Annotated in this window: 18 protein-coding genes; 10 read left to right on the top strand and 8 right to left on the bottom strand. The window is 68.1% G+C overall.

The window, feature by feature from the left end; genetic code table 11:
* Positions 1-4 precede the first annotated feature (4 nt).
* Genes ACZ50Q_RS13870 through ACZ50Q_RS13855 form a run of 4 tightly spaced genes read left to right on the top strand, consistent with a single transcriptional unit; the run spans position 5 to position 4,223 of the window.
* Positions 5-304: a XapX domain-containing protein gene (locus ACZ50Q_RS13870; RefSeq protein ID WP_076520713.1), complete on the top strand. Its 300-nt coding sequence runs from the start codon at positions 5-7 to the stop codon at positions 302-304.
* A complete protein-coding gene (locus ACZ50Q_RS13865) occupies positions 297-2,210 on the top strand; it encodes an amidohydrolase (protein ID WP_464081908.1) in 1,914 nt (637 codons plus the stop codon). Before ACZ50Q_RS13870 ends, ACZ50Q_RS13865 begins: the two co-directional genes overlap by 8 nt.
* The gene (locus ACZ50Q_RS13860; protein ID WP_076520711.1) at positions 2,207-2,617 is read left to right on the top strand and encodes a DoxX family protein; all 411 of its coding nucleotides are present in this window, start codon (positions 2,207-2,209) and stop codon (positions 2,615-2,617) included. The genes ACZ50Q_RS13865 and ACZ50Q_RS13860 overlap by 4 nt, the downstream gene beginning before the upstream one ends.
* The gene (locus tag ACZ50Q_RS13855; RefSeq protein WP_464081907.1) at positions 2,604-4,223 is read left to right on the top strand and encodes an MFS transporter; all 1,620 of its coding nucleotides are present in this window, start codon (positions 2,604-2,606) and stop codon (positions 4,221-4,223) included. Before ACZ50Q_RS13860 ends, ACZ50Q_RS13855 begins: the two co-directional genes overlap by 14 nt.
* A gap of 15 nt (positions 4,224-4,238) precedes the next feature.
* Here ACZ50Q_RS13855 and ACZ50Q_RS13850 read toward each other — a convergent pair whose 3' ends face one another.
* Positions 4,239-5,351 carry a Crp/Fnr family transcriptional regulator gene (locus ACZ50Q_RS13850; protein ID WP_464081906.1) on the bottom strand — a complete coding sequence of 371 codons (1,113 nt, stop codon included), beginning with the start codon at positions 5,349-5,351 and terminating at the stop codon, positions 4,239-4,241.
* A gap of 284 nt (positions 5,352-5,635) precedes the next feature.
* On the opposite strand from ACZ50Q_RS13850, the gene ACZ50Q_RS13845 reads away from it, so the two are divergent.
* Positions 5,636-6,547, top strand: coding sequence for a helix-turn-helix domain-containing protein (locus ACZ50Q_RS13845; RefSeq protein WP_464081905.1), 912 nt, complete (start codon positions 5,636-5,638; stop codon positions 6,545-6,547).
* Between the two features lie 36 nt (positions 6,548-6,583).
* Here ACZ50Q_RS13845 and ACZ50Q_RS13840 read toward each other — a convergent pair whose 3' ends face one another.
* Entirely contained in the window at positions 6,584-7,510 is a 927-nt protein-coding gene (locus tag ACZ50Q_RS13840) for a helix-turn-helix domain-containing protein (RefSeq protein ID WP_464081904.1), read from the bottom strand.
* A gap of 141 nt (positions 7,511-7,651) precedes the next feature.
* Positions 7,652-8,557, bottom strand: a complete 906-nt coding sequence (locus ACZ50Q_RS13835; RefSeq protein ID WP_464081903.1) for an alpha/beta fold hydrolase — start codon at positions 8,555-8,557, stop codon at positions 7,652-7,654.
* A 196-nt stretch (positions 8,558-8,753) separates the two neighbouring features.
* Between ACZ50Q_RS13835 and ACZ50Q_RS13830 the strand changes: the two genes are divergently transcribed.
* Together ACZ50Q_RS13830 and ACZ50Q_RS13825 are read left to right on the top strand one after the other, a co-directional pair.
* Positions 8,754-9,140, top strand: coding sequence for a MerR family transcriptional regulator (locus tag ACZ50Q_RS13830; protein ID WP_076520706.1), 387 nt, complete (start codon positions 8,754-8,756; stop codon positions 9,138-9,140).
* Positions 9,141-9,192: 52 nt separating this feature from the next.
* Positions 9,193-10,977, top strand: a complete 1,785-nt coding sequence (locus ACZ50Q_RS13825; RefSeq protein WP_464081902.1) for a SulP family inorganic anion transporter — start codon at positions 9,193-9,195, stop codon at positions 10,975-10,977.
* Between the two features lie 73 nt (positions 10,978-11,050).
* Here ACZ50Q_RS13825 and ACZ50Q_RS13820 read toward each other — a convergent pair whose 3' ends face one another.
* On the bottom strand, positions 11,051-11,527 hold the full coding sequence (locus ACZ50Q_RS13820) for a YMGG-like glycine zipper-containing protein (protein ID WP_092578150.1): 477 nt from the start codon (positions 11,525-11,527) through the stop codon (positions 11,051-11,053).
* Between the two features lie 335 nt (positions 11,528-11,862).
* Between ACZ50Q_RS13820 and sorT the strand changes: the two genes are divergently transcribed.
* The 3 genes from sorT to ACZ50Q_RS13805 are packed head-to-tail and all read left to right on the top strand — an operon-like array spanning position 11,863 to position 14,342.
* Positions 11,863-13,089 (top strand): SorT family sulfite dehydrogenase catalytic subunit, encoded by a 1,227-nt coding sequence (gene sorT, locus ACZ50Q_RS13815; protein WP_464081901.1) that lies wholly within the window; start codon positions 11,863-11,865, stop codon positions 13,087-13,089.
* A gap of 2 nt (positions 13,090-13,091) precedes the next feature.
* Positions 13,092-13,481, top strand: a complete 390-nt coding sequence (gene sorU / locus ACZ50Q_RS13810) for a SorU family sulfite dehydrogenase c-type cytochrome subunit (RefSeq protein WP_464081900.1) — start codon at positions 13,092-13,094, stop codon at positions 13,479-13,481.
* Positions 13,482-13,508: 27 nt separating this feature from the next.
* Positions 13,509-14,342: an alpha/beta fold hydrolase gene (locus ACZ50Q_RS13805; RefSeq protein ID WP_464081899.1), complete on the top strand. Its 834-nt coding sequence runs from the start codon at positions 13,509-13,511 to the stop codon at positions 14,340-14,342.
* Here ACZ50Q_RS13805 and ACZ50Q_RS13800 read toward each other — a convergent pair.
* The 4 genes from ACZ50Q_RS13800 to ACZ50Q_RS13785 all read right to left on the bottom strand — a co-directional run bounded on the left by ACZ50Q_RS13800 (position 14,339) and on the right by ACZ50Q_RS13785 (position 17,103).
* Positions 14,339-14,890: a sugar O-acetyltransferase gene (locus tag ACZ50Q_RS13800; RefSeq protein WP_464081898.1), complete on the bottom strand. Its 552-nt coding sequence runs from the start codon at positions 14,888-14,890 to the stop codon at positions 14,339-14,341. The two genes, ACZ50Q_RS13805 and ACZ50Q_RS13800, sit on opposite strands and share 4 nt — an antisense overlap.
* 98 nt (positions 14,891-14,988) lie before the next feature.
* Entirely contained in the window at positions 14,989-15,426 is a 438-nt protein-coding gene (locus ACZ50Q_RS13795; RefSeq protein WP_464081897.1) for a hypothetical protein, read from the bottom strand.
* On the bottom strand, positions 15,423-15,842 hold the full coding sequence (locus tag ACZ50Q_RS13790) for a hypothetical protein (protein ID WP_464081896.1): 420 nt from the start codon (positions 15,840-15,842) through the stop codon (positions 15,423-15,425). The genes ACZ50Q_RS13795 and ACZ50Q_RS13790 overlap by 4 nt, the downstream gene beginning before the upstream one ends.
* Positions 15,843-15,936: 94 nt before the next feature.
* Entirely contained in the window at positions 15,937-17,103 is a 1,167-nt protein-coding gene (locus ACZ50Q_RS13785; protein ID WP_464081895.1) for a citrate synthase, read from the bottom strand.
* Positions 17,104-17,106 lie beyond the last annotated feature (3 nt).

The following is a 17,106-nucleotide window of genomic DNA, read 5'->3' as shown; positions in this document are numbered from 1 at the left end:
GCCGATGAAGGTCTACCTCGTTTCGCTGGGACTCGGCCTGCTGGTCGGGGTCATCTACGCACTCTTTAACGTGCGATCGCCGGCGCCCCCGGTGATCGCCCTGGTAGGCCTGCTCGGCATCCTGGCGGGGGAACAGATTCCCCCGCTGGTCAAGCGCCTGCTTGCGGACGAGCCGGCCCGCGCGTCGTTCATCCATGAGCAGGTCAAACCCCATATGTTCGGCGAACTGCCCAGCTGCCCCAAGCCGGCCGCCGACTCCGCCCGCCAACCCGCCGATGCATGTGGAGACAAGCGCAATGGCTGACATCCTGGACCCCGCGCGCGAAGGCGCCCCCGACCTCATCCTGCACCAGGGCCGTTTCACGACCCTGGACCCGGCCAATCCCGTCGCCGACGCCGTCGCCATCAAGGACGGCCGCTTCACGCGCGTGGGCGCGGCCAGCGACATCCTGCCCCTGGCCGGTCCCGGCACGCGCGTGATTGCGCTGGGCGGGCGCGGCGTGCTGCCCGGCCTGATCGACAACCACCTGCACATCATCCGCGGCGGGCTGAACTACAACATGGAGCTGCGCTGGGACGGCGTGAGAAGCCTGGCGGATGCCATGGCCATGCTGCGCCGCCAGGTCGCCATCACCCCCGCCCCGCAATGGGTGCGCGTGGTCGGCGGCTTCACCGAGCACCAGTTCGCCGAAAAGCGCCTGCCGACCATCGAAGAGCTGAACGCGGCGGCGCCCGATACGCCCGTGTTCATCCTGCACCTGTACGACCGCGCCCTGCTCAACGCCGCGGCCCTGCGCGCCGTGGGGTACGACAAGAACACCCCGGCGCCGCCCGGCGGCGAGATCGTGCGCGATGGCGCGGGCAATCCGACCGGCCTGCTGCTCGCCAAGCCCAACGCGTCCATCCTGTACGCCACGCTGGCCAAGGGCCCAAGGCTGCCGGTCGAATACCAGCTCAATTCCACGCGCCACTTCATGCGCGAACTGAATCGCCTGGGCGTGACCGGGGCCATCGACGCCGGCGGCGGCTTCCAGAACTACCCCGAGGATTACCAGGTCATCCAGCAATTGGCCGACGCCAATCAGCTTACGATCCGGCTGGCCTACAACCTCTTCACGCAAAAGCCCAAGCAGGAAAAGGAAGACTTCCTGAACTGGACGGCCACCTCGCAGTACAAGCAGGGCACGGACTACTTCCGCCACAACGGCGCGGGCGAAATGCTCGTGTTCTCGGCCGCCGACTTCGAAGACTTCCGCCAGCCGCGCCCCGAGATGGGCCCCGAGATGGAAGGCGAACTGGAAGAAGTGGTGCGCATCCTGGCGCAGAACCGCTGGCCGTGGCGCATGCACGCCACCTATGACGAGACCATCTCGCGTTCGCTGGACGTCTTCGAACGCGTGAACAAGGACGTGCCGCTGGCCGGCCTGAACTGGTTCTTCGACCATGCCGAGACGATCTCGGAACGCTCCATCGACCGCATCGCCGCGCTGGGCGGCGGCGTGGCCGTGCAGCACCGGATGGCCTACCAGGGCGAGTACTTCGTCGAACGCTATGGCGCGGGCGCCGCCGAGGCCACCCCGCCCGTCAAGCGCATGCTGGAAAAAGGCGTCAACGTGTCGGCGGGCACCGACGCGACCCGCGTCGCGTCCTACAACCCGTGGGTGTCGCTGTCCTGGCTGATCACCGGCAAGACGGTAGGCGGCCTGCGCATCACCCCGCAGCGCAACTGCCTGGACCGCGACGCGGCGCTGCGCATGTGGACCGAGAACGTCACCTGGTTCTCCAACGAACAGGGCAAGAAGGGCCGCATCGCCGCGGGCCAGCTTGCCGATCTGGTCGTGCCCGACCGCGACTTCTTCGCGTGCCCGGAATCCGAGATCGCCGACACCACCAGCCTGCTCACCGTCGTCGGCGGCAAAGTGGTCTGGGGCGCGGGTGAATTTGCCGGGCACGACGAGGCCGCGCCGCCGCCCGCCATGCCCGACTGGTCGCCCACGCGCCTCTTCGGCGGGTACGGGGCCTGGGGCGATGCGGATGGCGAGGGCAAGCCCCTGCAGGCCACGCTGCGCGAAGCCGCCGCGGCCTGCGCATGCGCCAACGACTGCAACGTCCACGGCCACCAGCACGCCGGCGCGTGGGCCAGCAAGCTGCCCGTGTCCGACCTCAAGGGGTTCTGGGGCGCGCTGGGCTGCGCGTGCTGGGCGGTATGACGGCGCGCCGGCTGTTGACCGCGCCGGCGGTGCGCTGGTTCGCCCTGCTGGCGCTGTGCGGCGCCTACATCCAGGGCGGGCTGGTCAAGCTGCTGGACTTCGACGGCGCCCAGGCCGAGATGGCGCATTTCGGCCTGCAGCCCGCCGCGCTGGCGGCGGTGGCCGTCATTCTTCTTGAACTGGGCGCCAGCGCGCTGGTGCTGTCCGGCCGCCTGCGGTGGCTGGGCGCGCTGGCATTGGCGGCCTTCACCGCCGCCGCGGCGCTGATGGCCAACCGCTACTGGGAGTCGCCGCCCGACGCGCGCTTCATGACGATGAACGCCTTCTACGAGCATTTCGGGCTGGCCGGGGCATGGGTCCTGGTCGCCTGGCACGATTTAACGGAGCGCCCGCATGGCCGGAGCTGACCGCAGTACCCCGCCGCCCGCTACTGGCGGCATGGCGCCCCTAAAACACACGCTTTTCGCGGTGCTGTGGGGCGCCACCATCCTGGGCAACATCGGCAGCTTCATGCGCGACGTGGCCAGCGCCTGGCTCGTCACCGACCTGTCGAGCAACCCGGCCGCCGTCGCCATGATGCAGACGGCCGCCACCCTCCCCGTCTTTCTGCTGGCCATCCCGGCGGGTGTGCTGTCCGACATCCTGGACCGGCGGCGTTTCCTCATCGTCATCCAGGTGCTGCTCGCCTGCGTCAGCTTCACGCTGTTGATGCTGGCCAAGACCAACACGATGACCGTCGAATACTTGATCGCGCTGACCTTCATCGGCGGCGTGGGCTCGGCGCTCATGGGGCCGACCTGGCAGTCCATCGTGCCCGAACTCGTGCCCAAGGCCGAACTGAAGGCGGCGGTGGGCCTGAACTCGCTGGGCATCAACATCGCCCGGGCGCTGGGACCCGCCGTGGGCGGCATGCTGCTCGCTGCCTTCGGCGCCGCGGCCGCCTATGGCGCCGACGTGCTGAGCTACGTGTTCGTGATTGCCGCGCTGCTGTGGTGGAAGCGGCCCAAAAAGGTGGACGACGGCCTGTCCGAACAGTTCTTCGGCGCCTTCCGGGCCGGCGTACGCTATGCCCGCGCCAGCCGCGACCTGCACGTCGTGCTGCTGCGCGCGGCGGTGTTCTTCATCTTCGCCAGTTCCGTCTGGGCGCTGCTGCCCCTGGTGGCGCGCAAGATGCTGGGCGGCACCGCGGGCTTTTACGGCCTGCTGCTGGGCGCGGTGGGCGTGGGCGCCATCCTGGGCGCGCTGGTCCTGCCCAAGCTGCGCCAGAAGCTCGATGCCGACGGCCTGGTGCTGGCGGCCGCGACCGCCGCCGCCGTCGTGATGGCCGCCCTGTCGTTCGCGCCGCCCCAGTGGGCCGCCGTGCTGCTGCTGTTGCTGCTGGGCATGGGCTGGATCGTCGCCCTGACCACGTTCAACGGCGTGGCGCAGGCCATTCTGCCCAACTGGGTGCGCGGGCGCGGGCTGGCGATTTACCTGATGGTGTTTAACGGCGCGATGGCCGCCGGCAGCCTGGGCTGGGGCCTGCTGGCCGAGCAGATCGGGGTGCCCGCGACGCTGCTGGCCGGAGCCGTCGGGCTGCTCGTTGCCGGCTTCGTGCTGCATCGCATGCGCCTGCCGCGCGGCGAAGCCAACCTGGACCCGTCCAACCACTGGCCGGAACCGCTGCTGGATGCGCCGGTGGAACACGATCGCGGCCCCGTCATGGTGCAGATCGAATATCGCATCCGCGTGGCGGACCGCCCCGCCTTCCTGCAGGCGCTCAAGGCCGTGGCCGAGGAACGTCGCCGCGATGGCGCCTACGCCTGGGGCATCGCCGAACACACGGGCGACCCGGAACGGGTGCAGGAATGGTTCCTGGTGGAATCCTGGGCCGAGCACCTGCGCCAGCACCACCGGGTGTCGCAGGCGGACGCCGACCTGCAGGGCGAAGCGCAGCGTTTTCACGTCGGGCCGGACAAGCCTGTGGTGCATCATTTCCTGGCGCTGGACATGCGCCAGGCCGGGCCACGATAAGCCGGGCCGCGGCGCTCAGTGCGCGGAGGCGTCCAGGAAGCGGTGCACCACGCGCACCGCGTCCGCGCCTTCGGCGATGCTCGCCAGCACATGCTTGACCGAACCGGCGCGCGCCGCGCCCACGGCAAAGACGCCGGGCTGCGAGCTCTCGTAGGGCCGGGCCTGCATCGACCCCGCCGCGGCGCGGCCCGTGTGGATGTAGCCCTGGTCGTCGGTGTCCAGCCAGCCGTCCAGCCACGCGGTATTGGCGTCGACGGCCGGCTCCCCCGCGAGCGATTCCTGCATGCCCGTCGCCACGATGAGGCTGCGCGCCTCGATCATGCGGCCGTCATCCAGCCACACGCGGTACGGATAACAGCCGCCGTCGAAGCGGCTGACCGTGCGCCGCGGCAGCACGTGCGCGCCAAAGCGCTTGCTCTGGTCTTCGGCGCGGCGCAACAACGATCCCTCGCACAAGCCCGTGATGGTGCCCGGGAATCCCTTCAGCACGCCCAGCCCAGACCCGTCGCCGCAGGACAGCGAGCCGCCCACCAGCATGGTCTGCAGTCCCTCGGACGCGGCGTAGGCCGCGGCGGCCAGCCCAGCGGGGCCTCCGCCGATCACGGCCAGATCCATTACGGGGTCGTCCTGGCCGACCCGGGCGGCCGACCGGAGAATGGCGCCGCCGTACGGCCGCTGCCGCAGGTAGCCGATGCGACGCAGGATGAACGCGCGCAGGATGATTTCGGCCAGGGGCCGCTCCGCAAGAATCATCGCCTGCAGCGCCGCGCGGCTCAGGCGCAGCAGCCGGCTCGGCGTATCGGCCCGCACCGTGACGGCGTTGGGCCGGTCGGTGAACAGATCGAGGCTGCCCGTAAACTCACCGTCACGATGCACGAGCAAACTGTGCAGGGCGCCGTCGGCTTCGCATTCCAGCACCTCGACATAGCCCTGGAGCAGGATGTAGAAGGCCCCCTCGCGGTCGCCGCTGTTGAGCAGCACGCTGCCGGGCTCGGCCAACATCTCCTCGCCATAGGGCGCGGCGCGGTCGATCATGGCGCGGGCCAGCATCGGGAAGGCCTGCGCGTGCAGCGCGGCCAGATCCGGCGGCGGGTTGGCCGGCGGGGCGCCGGTGGCAAGACGAATCATGGGGGAAACTCCCGGGTCATCCGAGGAAAGCGGCAGGATATATGAACAAAGTAGCGAGCGGAGGCCGGGCCGTCTTGCCCACTTGCGTCCTGCTTTGTATGAAAGAGTAATGCGCGCACCGTGATCCGCCCGGCATCCTGTAGCCTCGAAGCCGGGCCGCAGCGCGCTTTCGTGCAAACCAGCGCACTTGCGTCCAATCCTTCCGGTGCGCGCCTGCCTAGCATGACGCCATCTTGCGCGATGCCGTTTGCGCAATCGCAAGCCCTGGAGATTCATCCCTGACCGTGACTGCCCTGCTCGAAGCGCCTACCCGCCTGCGCGACGCCTATCCCGGCGCGTCGGTCCAGGCCATCCGGACCAGCCCCGGGTGCAAGGCCGCGCTCGAAATCGCCCGCGTGGCCTACCCACGCCCCGGTTTCGGCACGGCGTGCGCCGAGGCGGACGGCGACGACTTCCTGCTCAGCGTATCGCTCACGCGCGCCCAGCGTGTGCTGTATTGCGCGGACCAGCCCCGCGCCATGCCGCTCGCGGCCGAGGAAATCACCATCCGGCGCACGGCCGACGGTTATCGCGCCGAACTGCACGACCCCTTCGATTTCCTGTACTTCCGCGTATCGCGCGCGTCGCTGGACCGCGTGGCCGAAGACCTGGGCGCGGGCCGCGTCGGCGCCCTCGTGTGCCCGCCCGGACGGTCCGATCCCGTCCTGGCCCGCCTGGGCAACGCGCTGCTGCCCGCGCTGGCCCACCCGGCGCAGGCCGATCCGCTGTTTGTGGATCATCTGGCGCTGGCGGCGCAGGCTCACATGATCCAGGCCTATGGCGCGCCGGGGGACGAACCGCCCGCCAGCCATCTCGCGGCGCGCGGCGGCCTCGCGGGCTGGCAAGAGGCATTGGCCAAGGAAATGCTCGCCGCCGACCTGTTGGGCGACGTTTCCATTTCGGAGGTCGCGCAAGGCTGCGGCCTGTCGCGCAGCTACTTCATCAAGGCCTTTCGCCAGACGGTCGGCACGACGCCGCATCGCTGGCTGCTCGAGTGCCGCATTGAGCGCGCAAAGGCGCTGCTGCTGGCGTCTGCATGCCCGGTCTCGGACATCGCGCGGGACTGTGGATTTTCCGACCAGGCCCATATGACGCGCGTCTTTGCCAGCGTGGTGGGCGCGCCGCCCGCGGCGTGGCGGCGCCGGAACCAACGCTGATCGCGCGGCGCATGCCCGGCGGCGGATCGCCCGCAGTCAGGCGCCGTTTTCCCTGCGCCAGGCGCCGGGAGACGTCCCGACCACGCTCGTGAACACCCGCGTCATATGCGCCTGGTCGGCAAAGCCGCACAGCAGCGCAATCTCGGTGATGGACCGGCCCGGCGACCGCAGCAATGCCTGCGCCTTCTGCACGCGCTGTTCCAGCAGCCACCGATGCGGCGTCGTGCCCACCGTCTGGCGAAAGGCCTTGATGAAGTAGCTGCGCGACAGATTGCAGGCGTCGGCGATATCGGCGATGGACGCCTCCTCGCGCACCGAGGCCAGCAGCATGTCCTTGGCCCGCGCCTCCAGCTTGCGCGACAGCACGCGCGCCCCGCCCGAGTCGGCCCAGCCGGTCGTCGCGCCGGCGCCGTATTGCGCCAGCAGGTGCGTGCCCATGGCCAGGCTCAGGTGATCCACGAACAGGCTGCTCGCCTGCGCGGGATTCGCCACCACGCTCGCCAGCACCTGCGACAGCTGCCCCAGCACCGGATCCGGCTCGCCATTGCGCGGCAGCAGGCTGCTGACCCGCGCACCGCCCTTCTCGTCATTGACCCGCTCGATGAAGTCGCGCGACAGTTCGATCAGCATGAAATCGAACCCGCCTTGCAGGTCGGCGCGGTAATCGTCGTTGAAGTCGCGGATGTAGATCGAGCCCACGTCAAAATCGTGGGTCGACGCATGATGGCCATGCATGATGCGGCGCCGATGCCCGCCCCGCAGCGCCACGCCCACCAGAAAGCCGCGATCAGACGCCGGCGTCTCCACGCTGCCGAAATGCGCGTTATCCGTGCTCTTGCGATAGAAGGTCAGCCCGCCTCCGTGGAACTCCTGGTTCAGGACCAGCTTGCTGGCTGAGCAGCCCAGCGTGTCGGTGGACGGCAAAGGTTGCGGGTCGGAGGACAGTAGCGGGCTGGCGGGCATGGGCAATGTTCAAGTCTGGGCAAAGGCCCTGTCGGGGTCGAAGATAGCAGGCGATGCTGTGTCGCAACAAGCAACAATTCGAAAAAATAGACGCTGCCCTCATCGACCCACTGCTGCCCACGCACGCGACCGCCGTATGCCTCAGCCCGGCGACACGCTGGCGGCAAACGCCGCCAGGTCCTGGTTGAACCGTTCCGCCTCCTCCAGGAACGGCGCATGCCCGGATGCCGCATACACCGTGCTGCGGATGCGCGGATTCAATTGCCGGGCTCTGTCCAGCGAAGGCGCCGCCTGCACCAGCGCATCCCGCGCGCCATAGATCAGCAGCATCGGTTTGCGCGCCGCGCCCAGCCCCTTGGCTGCGTCCACCGTCATGGACTGCACTGCGGCCTGCATGTCAAACGAAGCCAGGGCGGCGTTGGCCAGCAGCCGCTGGAACGTGGCGGCATCCGGCTGCCGCGCAAAGCACAGACCGATGAACTCACGCTCCGCATCCAGGTGGGTCTTCAGGTCTGGCGACACCATGTCGCGGTAGATCCGCGGACGCGGCACGATCTGCGCCGGGTCCAGTTCGATCACCCCGCCCACGTACACCGCCCCCGCAATCTCGGCATCGCCGTAGGCGGCCAGATAGTTCGTCGTCACGGCCGCACCCAGCGACCAGCCCACCACGACGGGGCGACGCGCGCCCGAGGCTGCGATCACGGCGGCGAGATCGTTGGCCCAGCGCCGGCCATCGGCATAGGCTGCCGCGTCCGCCGGCTTGCCGGACAGGCCATGGCCGCGCAGGTCGTAGGTGATCAGCCGGTATCGCTGCAACGCGGGGCTGGCAAGCTGCGCCGCCCAACTGAGATGACTGCCCAAGAGGCCATGGACGAAGACAATCGGCGGGCCGTCGGGATTACCCGCCTCCTGCACGGCGAGCCGCAGGCCGTCGGGCGCGGTGACGGTGTACTGCCTGGTGTGGGCAATCCCGGCCAGCGTGGGCGCCTGGGCCGGGGTGATGGTGGCTGCCATGACGGAGGACGTCATGACTGTGGACGTCATGACACCGGCAATCATCAACAAGGCTGCCGCGGCCCGGCGGCTCAGGAGGGTCAGTCGGGGCAGTCGGGGCCGTTGGCGCGGTCGGCTCAGAAATGAAATGCGTGGCATGCGGGTGCATCCTGAAGGTTGAAGAATCGCCAGTTTCAACCCTCACACCGATGTCAAGGTCAAGCGCCGATCTGCTAAGCTTTTCCGCATGAAAACGTCCGCCCCTGCCCGCCCCATGTCGATCGGCGAACTGGCCCGCGAAACCGGCGCAAGCCTGCGCTCGCTGCGCCACTACGACGACCAGGGCCTGCTCGCGTCCGCCCGGGCCGGCAACGGCTATCGCACCTTTCCGGCGGCGGCGGTCGTGCAGGTCCGGCAGATTCAGCGCCTCATTGCGTCCGGCTTCACCCTGGCGGAAATCCGCGGGTTTCCCGATTGCATGCGCCTCATCGAAGGCGCGGCGGCCTGTCCCGAGACCTCCGAGGTCCAGCGCCAGCGGCTGGCATCGGTCGAGCGCCAGATCGCCGACCTGGAACGCCGCCGCGCGCGCTTGCGCAAGATGCTGGGCGAGACCCACGCCGCGCCGCCCGAATGACGCGCGGGGCAGTCCCGCACCCTGCAAGCATGCGCCTTCATAACGGGATTCCATGACCACCGCGACGCCCCGCCCCCACGACAAGACTGCTCCGCACTGGCTGCGCTGGCTGCCCGGACTTGCCCTGCTCAAGTCCTATCAGGCCGCGTGGCTGCCCAAGGACATCGCGGCCGGCCTGGTCCTGACCACCATGCTCGTGCCGGTCGGCATCGCCTACGCCGAAGCGTCCGGCGTGCCTGGCGTCTACGGGCTGTATGCCACCATCATCCCGCTGCTGGCCTATGCGCTCTTTGGCCCCAGCCGTATCCTGGTGCTGGGGCCGGACTCCGCGCTGGCCGCGCCGATCCTGGCGGTCGTGCTCAGCGTCTCGGGCGGCGACCCCATGCGCGCCATCGCCGCGGCCAGCATGATGGCCGTCGTCGCGGGCCTGTTCTGCATCGTGCTGGGCCTGATGCGGCTGGGCTTCATCACCGAGCTGTTGTCCAAGCCCATCCGCTATGGCTACATGAACGGCATCGCGCTGACCGTGCTGGTTAGCCAGTTGCCCAAGCTGTACGACATTTCCATCGACGACGCCGGACCGCTACGGGAAATGCAGCAACTCGCGCTGGCCATCATGGACGGACAGACACACTGGCCAAGCCTCGCGGTCGGCGCGTCCAGCCTCGCGGTGATCCTGCTGCTCAAGCGGTTCGATCGCATCCCGGGCATCCTGATTGCCGTGATTCTGGCCACGCTCGCGGTCAAGCTGTTCGGCCTGGACCAGCAAGGCGTCAAGGTGCTGGGCGAGATTCCGCAGGGCCTGCCCAGCCTCGCCTGGCCGTGGCTCAGCAATGCCGACTACGTCAAGATCGTGCTGGGCGGCTGCGCCGTGGCGCTGATCGCCTTTGCCGACACGAGCGTCCTGTCGCGCACCTACGCCGCCCGCACGAACACGCGCGTGGACCCCAACCAGGAAATGGTGGGACTGGGCGTGGCCAACCTCGCGGCGGGGTTCTTCCAGGGCTTTCCCATCAGCAGCAGCGCGTCGCGCACGCCGGTCGCCGAAGCGGCCGGCTCGCGCACCCAGCTGACCGGCGTGGTCGGCGCGCTGGCCGTGGCGGCGCTGCTCATCGCCGCGCCCAACCTGCTGCGCCACCTGCCCAACAGCGCCCTGGCCGCCGTCGTCATCGCCGCGGCCATCGGACTTTTCGAATTCAAGGACCTGCGGCGCATCTACCGCATCCAGCAATGGGAATTCTGGCTGTCGATGCTGTGCTTTGCCGCCGTCGCCGTGTTCGGCGCGATCCCCGGCATCTGCCTGGCCGTCGTCCTTGCCATCATCGAATTCCTGTGGGATGGCTGGCGCCCGCACTTCGCGGTGCTGGGACGCGTGCCCAACCTGCGCGGCTACCACGACCTGAAGCGCTACCCGCATGCGGCGCTGATCGACGGGCTGGTGCTTTTTCGCTGGGACGCCCCGCTCTTCTTCGCCAACGCCGAACTGTTCCAGCAAAGGCTGCTGGAAGCCGTCGACGCATCGCCCACGCCGGTGCGCCGCGTCGTCGTGGCCGCCGAACCGGTCACCAGCGTCGACGTCACCTCGGCCGACATGCTGCGCGAACTGTGCGCGCATCTGGCGCGCGAAGGCATCGCGCTGCATTTCGCGGAAATGAAGGATCCGGTGCGGGACAAGCTCAAGCGATTCGAGCTGTCGGGGCTGTTCAGCGATGATCGGTTCCATCCGACGGTGGGTAGCGCGGTGGATGATTATCTGGGTCGTGAAGACGCCAATGGCCTGGAATCGGCGGCCCAGCCGAGCTCCTCGCCGCCAACGCCAACGCATTCATCGCACTGACCAGCTGGCCGCGCGCACCGGTGCCTGCGCAACCGCGCGCGGATGCCGCCGCTTCAAGGCCGGCTTGCGGACCTCAAGGCGTCACCTGATAGCCTCGCTGCTGCATGCAACTGGCATAGGCGGACGACACGGCGGCGTCCTGTTGCGGCGCGTTCGCGCGGTCCTCACGCCGCTCCTGCCGCTGGCGAGACCCGCCCACCACCATGCCCGCGGCCGCGGCATCCTTCGCCTGGTTCTGCCGATAGGCTTGCTTGGTGTCGTCGTCCATGCGGTCATACACCTCTTCATGCTGCCGCCCGCGCGCGCCCGCGACAGCGGCGCCCGCCGCTGCGCCAGCCGCCGCGCCTCGGGCCCGGCCGCCCGCATTCGGCGTATCGGCACTGGCGCTGCCGGCCTGGGCCTGGGCCTGGGCCTGGGCCTGGCAAGCCGCGATGTCTTGCTGGGTGGTCTCGGGGGATTGTCCTTTGAGCGGGGTGACCTGCTGCGCGATGGCGGACAGGCAGAAGGCGGACAGACAAACGGCGGCGGCAGGGACAACGAACCTGTTCATGATGCGCTCCTTGGATACTCAAGGCCCTGGGTCTTCCAGATTAGCGCCGTGACAGACGCAGGCACAAGGCCGGTCTCTTGTGTCACTTGGAACGTGGCGCTCCCCATATCCCCGCGCGCAACGCCGGACGACGCAAGCGCAGGCCGCCAGCCTGGGCCGCACACCCGGAATATCCAAAACCCTTATATCTGAACAGGCTAAAAACCTATAGCCCCTTAGAACACGTTGACATATAGAAAGGCATTGCCGATGATGAAGCAGGCCGCATCCCCCGGGCCGATATAAGCAAAATACCGCGCCTGGCCCGCAGGACGCGGCAACCAGAGAGGCATGCCATGGAGACAACCCCCCTCAACCCGTCGCGGCGCCGCCTGCTGGCCGGCAGCGCCGGCGCCCTGGCCGCCGCTGGCCTGGGCGCCGCCGGTATCGCGCGCGCTGCCGACCCCGCCCCCAAACCCGCCGCCTCGGCGGCCAAACCGCTGCCGCCCTACGCGGCATGGAAAGACGCAGACAGCGTCATCGTGCACAGCGCCAACACGATCGAGACCCGGCGCAGCGCGTTTGGCGACGGCATCATCACGCCCGCGCGCCAGCTCTACGTGCGCAACAATCTGCCACCGCCCGACCCGTCCATCCTGGATGACCGGGATGGCTGGAAGGTGGAGATCCAGGGCGTCAAGCAACAGCGCACGCTCACGGTGGCCGACCTGAAAACCCTGGGCGTGGAAACGCTGGCCATGGTGCTGCAATGCTCCGGCAACGGGCGTGGCTTCTTTCCGCACAAACCCAGCGGCACACCCTGGCAGGTCGGCGCGGCCGGCTGCGTCATGTGGACGGGCGTTCCCGTGCGCGCCGTGGTCGACTATCTCGGCGGCCTGGACGGCACGCCCGCCTTCATGACCGGCACGGGCGGCGAAGTCCTGCCCGAGGGCCTGGATCCCAAGTCCCTGCTCGTGGAGCGCTCGGTGCCGCGCGAGGCCATGCAGGACGCCATGCTGGCATGGGAAATGAACAACGAGCCCCTCTCGCTGGCGCACGGCGGCCCCTTGCGGCTGATCGTGCCGGGCTACACCGGGGTCAACAATGTGAAGTACATCAAGCGGCTGGCCTTCAGCAACGAACAAAGCCCCGCCAAGATCCAGCAGACCGGCTATCGCCTGACACCGATGGGCGCCAAAGCCAGCCCGGACCAACCGTCGGTCTGGGCGATGGAGCCCAAGTCCTGGATCAACGCCCCCGGCGCGGACGGTCAGGCGGTGAAGGCCGGACGCGCCGTGGTTCGCGGCGTGGCCTTTGGGGGGATGCATGCGGTCAAACGCGTGGACGTGTCCATCGACGGGGGCAAGACCTGGAAACAGGCGACGCTGATCGGCCCCGACCTCGGCAAATACGCGTGGCGCCAATTCGCGCTGCCGGTGGAGCTGTCCGCGGGACCGCACATGCTGGTCAGCCGCGTGGAAGACACACAGGGCAATGTGCAGGTGGAAAACCGGTTCGAGAACGCGCCTGGCTACATCAACAGCAGCTGGCGCGACCACGGCCTGGCCATCAACGTGTCCTGACCATGGCGGCATCGATGCATCACAGTGAAAAGTACAGGGCTGCCGCGGCCCGCCGACTGATTGCGTGGCGGGTCCGTGCGGTCTTGTTGGCGGGCCTCTGGTTGTTCGCGAGCGCTTCGGCCTGGGCTGCGGAACCGCCCAATGCCGAAGCGGGCCGCGCCTTGTTCCTGAAAGCGACGACCCCAGCCTGTGCCGTCTGCCACACCTTGGCCGACGCCGGTGCTGCGGGTACAATCGGCCCCAACCTCGATGAACTGAAGCCGGATGCCAACCGCGTTGAGCAGGCGGTGCGCAACGGGATCGGGGTCATGCCGGCCTTCGACGCATTGAGCGATGCGGACGTGCAGGCCTTGGCGCAATATGTGTCGGGCGTCACCGGCGCGGCGCCGTAGTCAGGACACTCCCCACACAGAGGCGCCATGCTCGAACTCCCCCACACCTCCACCATTGAAGGCAATGCCATCCGCTGGGGCAGACTCGGCAACGGACCCGCGCTGGTCGCCATCCACGGCACGCCGTTCTCGTCGCAGGTGTGGCGCAGAATCGTTCCCCTGCTGTCCGATCGCAGGACGGTCTACTACTTCGATCTGGCGGGCTACGGCGTGTCTGAGATGCGCGACGGCCAGGACGTGTCGCTGGGCGTGCAAAACCGGATACTCGCGGCGCTGTTCAGGGAGTGGGAGCTGGACCGTCCCGACGTCCTCGCGCACGATTTCGGCGGCGCGACGGCGCTGCGCGCGTATTACCTGGACGGTCTGCGCTACCGGTCGCTGACGATCTTTGACGCCGTGGCGCTGGCGCCCTGGGGATCGCCCTTCGTGCAGCATGTCCGCCAGCACGAAGCCGCGTTTTCGGGCATGCCCGATTACATGCACCGCGCACTGTTGAAAGCGTATTTGCAGACCGCCGCGCACAATCCCTTGTCCGAAGAAGCGCTGGACGTGTACGGCAATCCGTGGCTCGGACCTGTCGGCCAACCGGCGTTCTATCGCCAGATCGCGCAAATGGACCAGAAGTACACGGACGAGGTGCAGGAGCGGTATGGGCGCATGGATTGTCCCGTGCAGGTGCTGTGGGGAGAACAGGACCAGTGGATTCCCCGCGAGCGCGGGCTTGCGCTGACGTCGCTGATCTCCGACCTGCCGCTCATTACCGTGGCCGAAGCCGGACACCTTGTGCAAGAGGATCGCCCGGAAGCCATCGTAGCCGCGGTGCTCAAGCACATCGAACTTGACGGCGCATCGCGGCGTTAGCTGCGCACCCGCGCCGGATTCCCCACCACCTTCGCGCCCGCCGGCACATCCCGCGTCACCACGCTGCCGGCCCCGATGATGGCGTCATCGCCCACCGTCACGCCTGGCAGGATGATCGCGCCGCCGCCGATCCACACCTGCCTGCCGATATGCACCGGACGGCCGAACTCCAGCATTGCGCGGCGTTGTTCGGGATCGTGCGGGTGGTCGGCGGTGTAGATCTGCACGGCCGGGCCGATCTGCGTGCCCTCGCCAATCGTGACCTGCACGACATCGAGGATGACGCAATTGAAGTTGATGAAGACGTTCGCGCCCAGCGAGATGTTGTAGCCGTAGTCGCAATGGAACGGCGGACGGATCAGCGCGCCGTCGCCCACCTTGGCGAACCGCTCCCGCAGCGCCGCGTGCCATTGTTCGGGCGGCTCGCCCAACAGGGCGTTGTAGCGCCTCATCCAGGCGCTTGCGGCAAGCTGGTCCGCCTGGATTTCGGGGTCGGCGGCGGTGTAGAGCTCTCCTGCGAGCATCCTCTGCTTCTGGGTTCGTGTCATGGCGATCTCCTGTCCGGTTCACGCAGCATACCCACGATGAGTTGAAATACGCAGACTCGCACAGCGGGAAAATCCGCGACGCGCCAAGGGGCGACAGGTCAATGATGCCTGCCGCCTCGCAGTGCGGACGGGGTTCTGGTTTGATCTCTCGAAACAGGCGGGCCAGCACTATCCTTTCCCAGGAGATAACCCGCAACCGCGCCGAACAGACCGACGATCGGCGTGAGCTGCTCGGTGCTGTATCCCACGATCACGAGCACCGAAGAAATCCCGAGAATGCTGATCACGCCGATGGTCCGGAGCACGTGGTAGGCGGTCGCTCTTGACCGCCAGAGAAGCACCGCGGCGATGGCGATGGCAAGCAAGGTGAAACCCAACAGGCACAGCGCCAGGAACCTGACCAGTTCCGGCGACCAGCCATGCAAAAGAAATTCTTTGGAACTGGCGGCAGCGGCCTTCGCGTCATCGAAGGCGCGTTGCGCCGTCGCCAATGCCGCCATGGGATCGGAGGCGCCCGACGTCACCGGCTTCGTCATTTCTGCGCTCCTTCCCGAGCCTCGAATTCCTTGAGCCTGGCCTCCAGCTTGTCAATTCGTTCGGCAAGGTAGGAGATGGCGGCGGTTTGCTTCGCGATCAGATCTTCAACCGTCTGTCCGGCAACCGGGCGTTGCGTGCCGGGACTCGGCCCCGGAGAAAACCAATAAGAATCATCCGTCACGATCGGCACGCCGCCAGGCCGCTGGGCCGCCCAGACTTCCGAGTCTTTGGGTGCATCAAATACCCAGTTCTGATAGCCGGTCGTTCCGGCCTTCTCCGCAGGAATGACCAGAATCCAACCGGACGGCAGCTTCACGCTCTCGACGGACTTTGCGTCAGGCTGCGCGGTGACCGGGGCTTGCGCCATGGCGGCATTGCCGACCAAGAGGGCAAATATGGCACAAGGCATCTTCATCGTTGATCTCCAAGTCCGCGGTAATCCGTAGAGGACGATTCAACATGCCAGACGACCAGCCCCCCCAACCATACCCATTATTGGGTACGCCGATTCACCCACGCCCGATTGCCGCCCCGGCGCCCGCGTCAGGCGCCACCCCCACATACCTCCCCCGCGGCCGGATGACCTGCGCCACGCTCAGTTGCTCCAGGCAATGCGCCAGCAGGCCGACGCTGCGCGCCGTGGCGAACAGGCCAAACGCCGCGTCGTCAGGCAGCTTGCAATGCGCCGCCAGCGCCGCCAGCGCGACGTCGATGTTCGGGTGCAGGCCGGTCAACTGCGTGGCTTTGTCGATGAAACGCGAAATGACGTCGGCGGGCTCGAAAAGGGCCAGCAGCGCAGCGGCGCGCGGATCGCCGTCGGGATAGAGGTGGTGTCCGAAGCCGGCCAGCGGCAGGCCGGTGGACAGGTAGTGCGCCATCACCTCGTCCTCGCCCAGGCGTTCCACGTCGTTGAACAAGGCTTTCACGCGGCCGGAGGCGTCGCCGTGCAAGGGGCCGGACAAGGTGGTCAGGCCCGACAGCAGGCAGGCCGGCAGCGACGCGCCCGTCGACGCGGCGATGCGGGCGGCGAACGCGGAGCTGGTCAGCTCGTGGTCGGCCAGCAGGACCATTGCGGTGCGCAGCAGTTCGGCGGCCTGCGGCGACAGCTTCCACGCCTGCGCAAACCGCAGGTGCAACGGGCGCTTGCCGTGCTGCGCGCCAAAGGCGTTGGCCAGTTGCCCGACGAGGCTCTGGCATTCGCCGTGCAGCACGCGCGTCATGCGGCCATGGGTGGAGTGCCCGGTGGCCGCCAGCGCGCCCAGTGAGGAAAAGGCCGCGACGCGGCCGGGCGCGCCCACGCGCGCCGCGCACGAGAAGTCTGCCGGCTGCCCGGCGTTCCATAGAAGCTGCGCGGTCTCTTCCAGGCTGGCCGAGCCCGCCAGCGTTACGGCGTCCTGGCCGCGGTAATAGAGCCGCTGGCGGTGAAAGGTGGAGATCGACGTGGGAATGCTGGGTTCCGCGCCAAAGAGCGTGTTGGTGGCCAGGGTTTCGTGCTTGCGCCCGGCCTGCTTGCGCTTGGCCAGTCCCGCCACGTCTTCCGCGCGATAGAGGCTGCGGCGCGTGTCGGCCGGATCGGGCATGACCTCGAGCTTGCCGCGGCTGACGTATGCATAGATGGTTTGCGGCCGCACGCCGAGCTGACGGCACGCTTCGGCCATCGAAATCCACGATCCCATGAT

This window comes from Achromobacter sp. T5-5, assembly GCF_055397965.1.
Note: the sequence above shows the minus strand (reverse complement) of the source record. Positions and strands in the feature narration are given on the sequence as shown.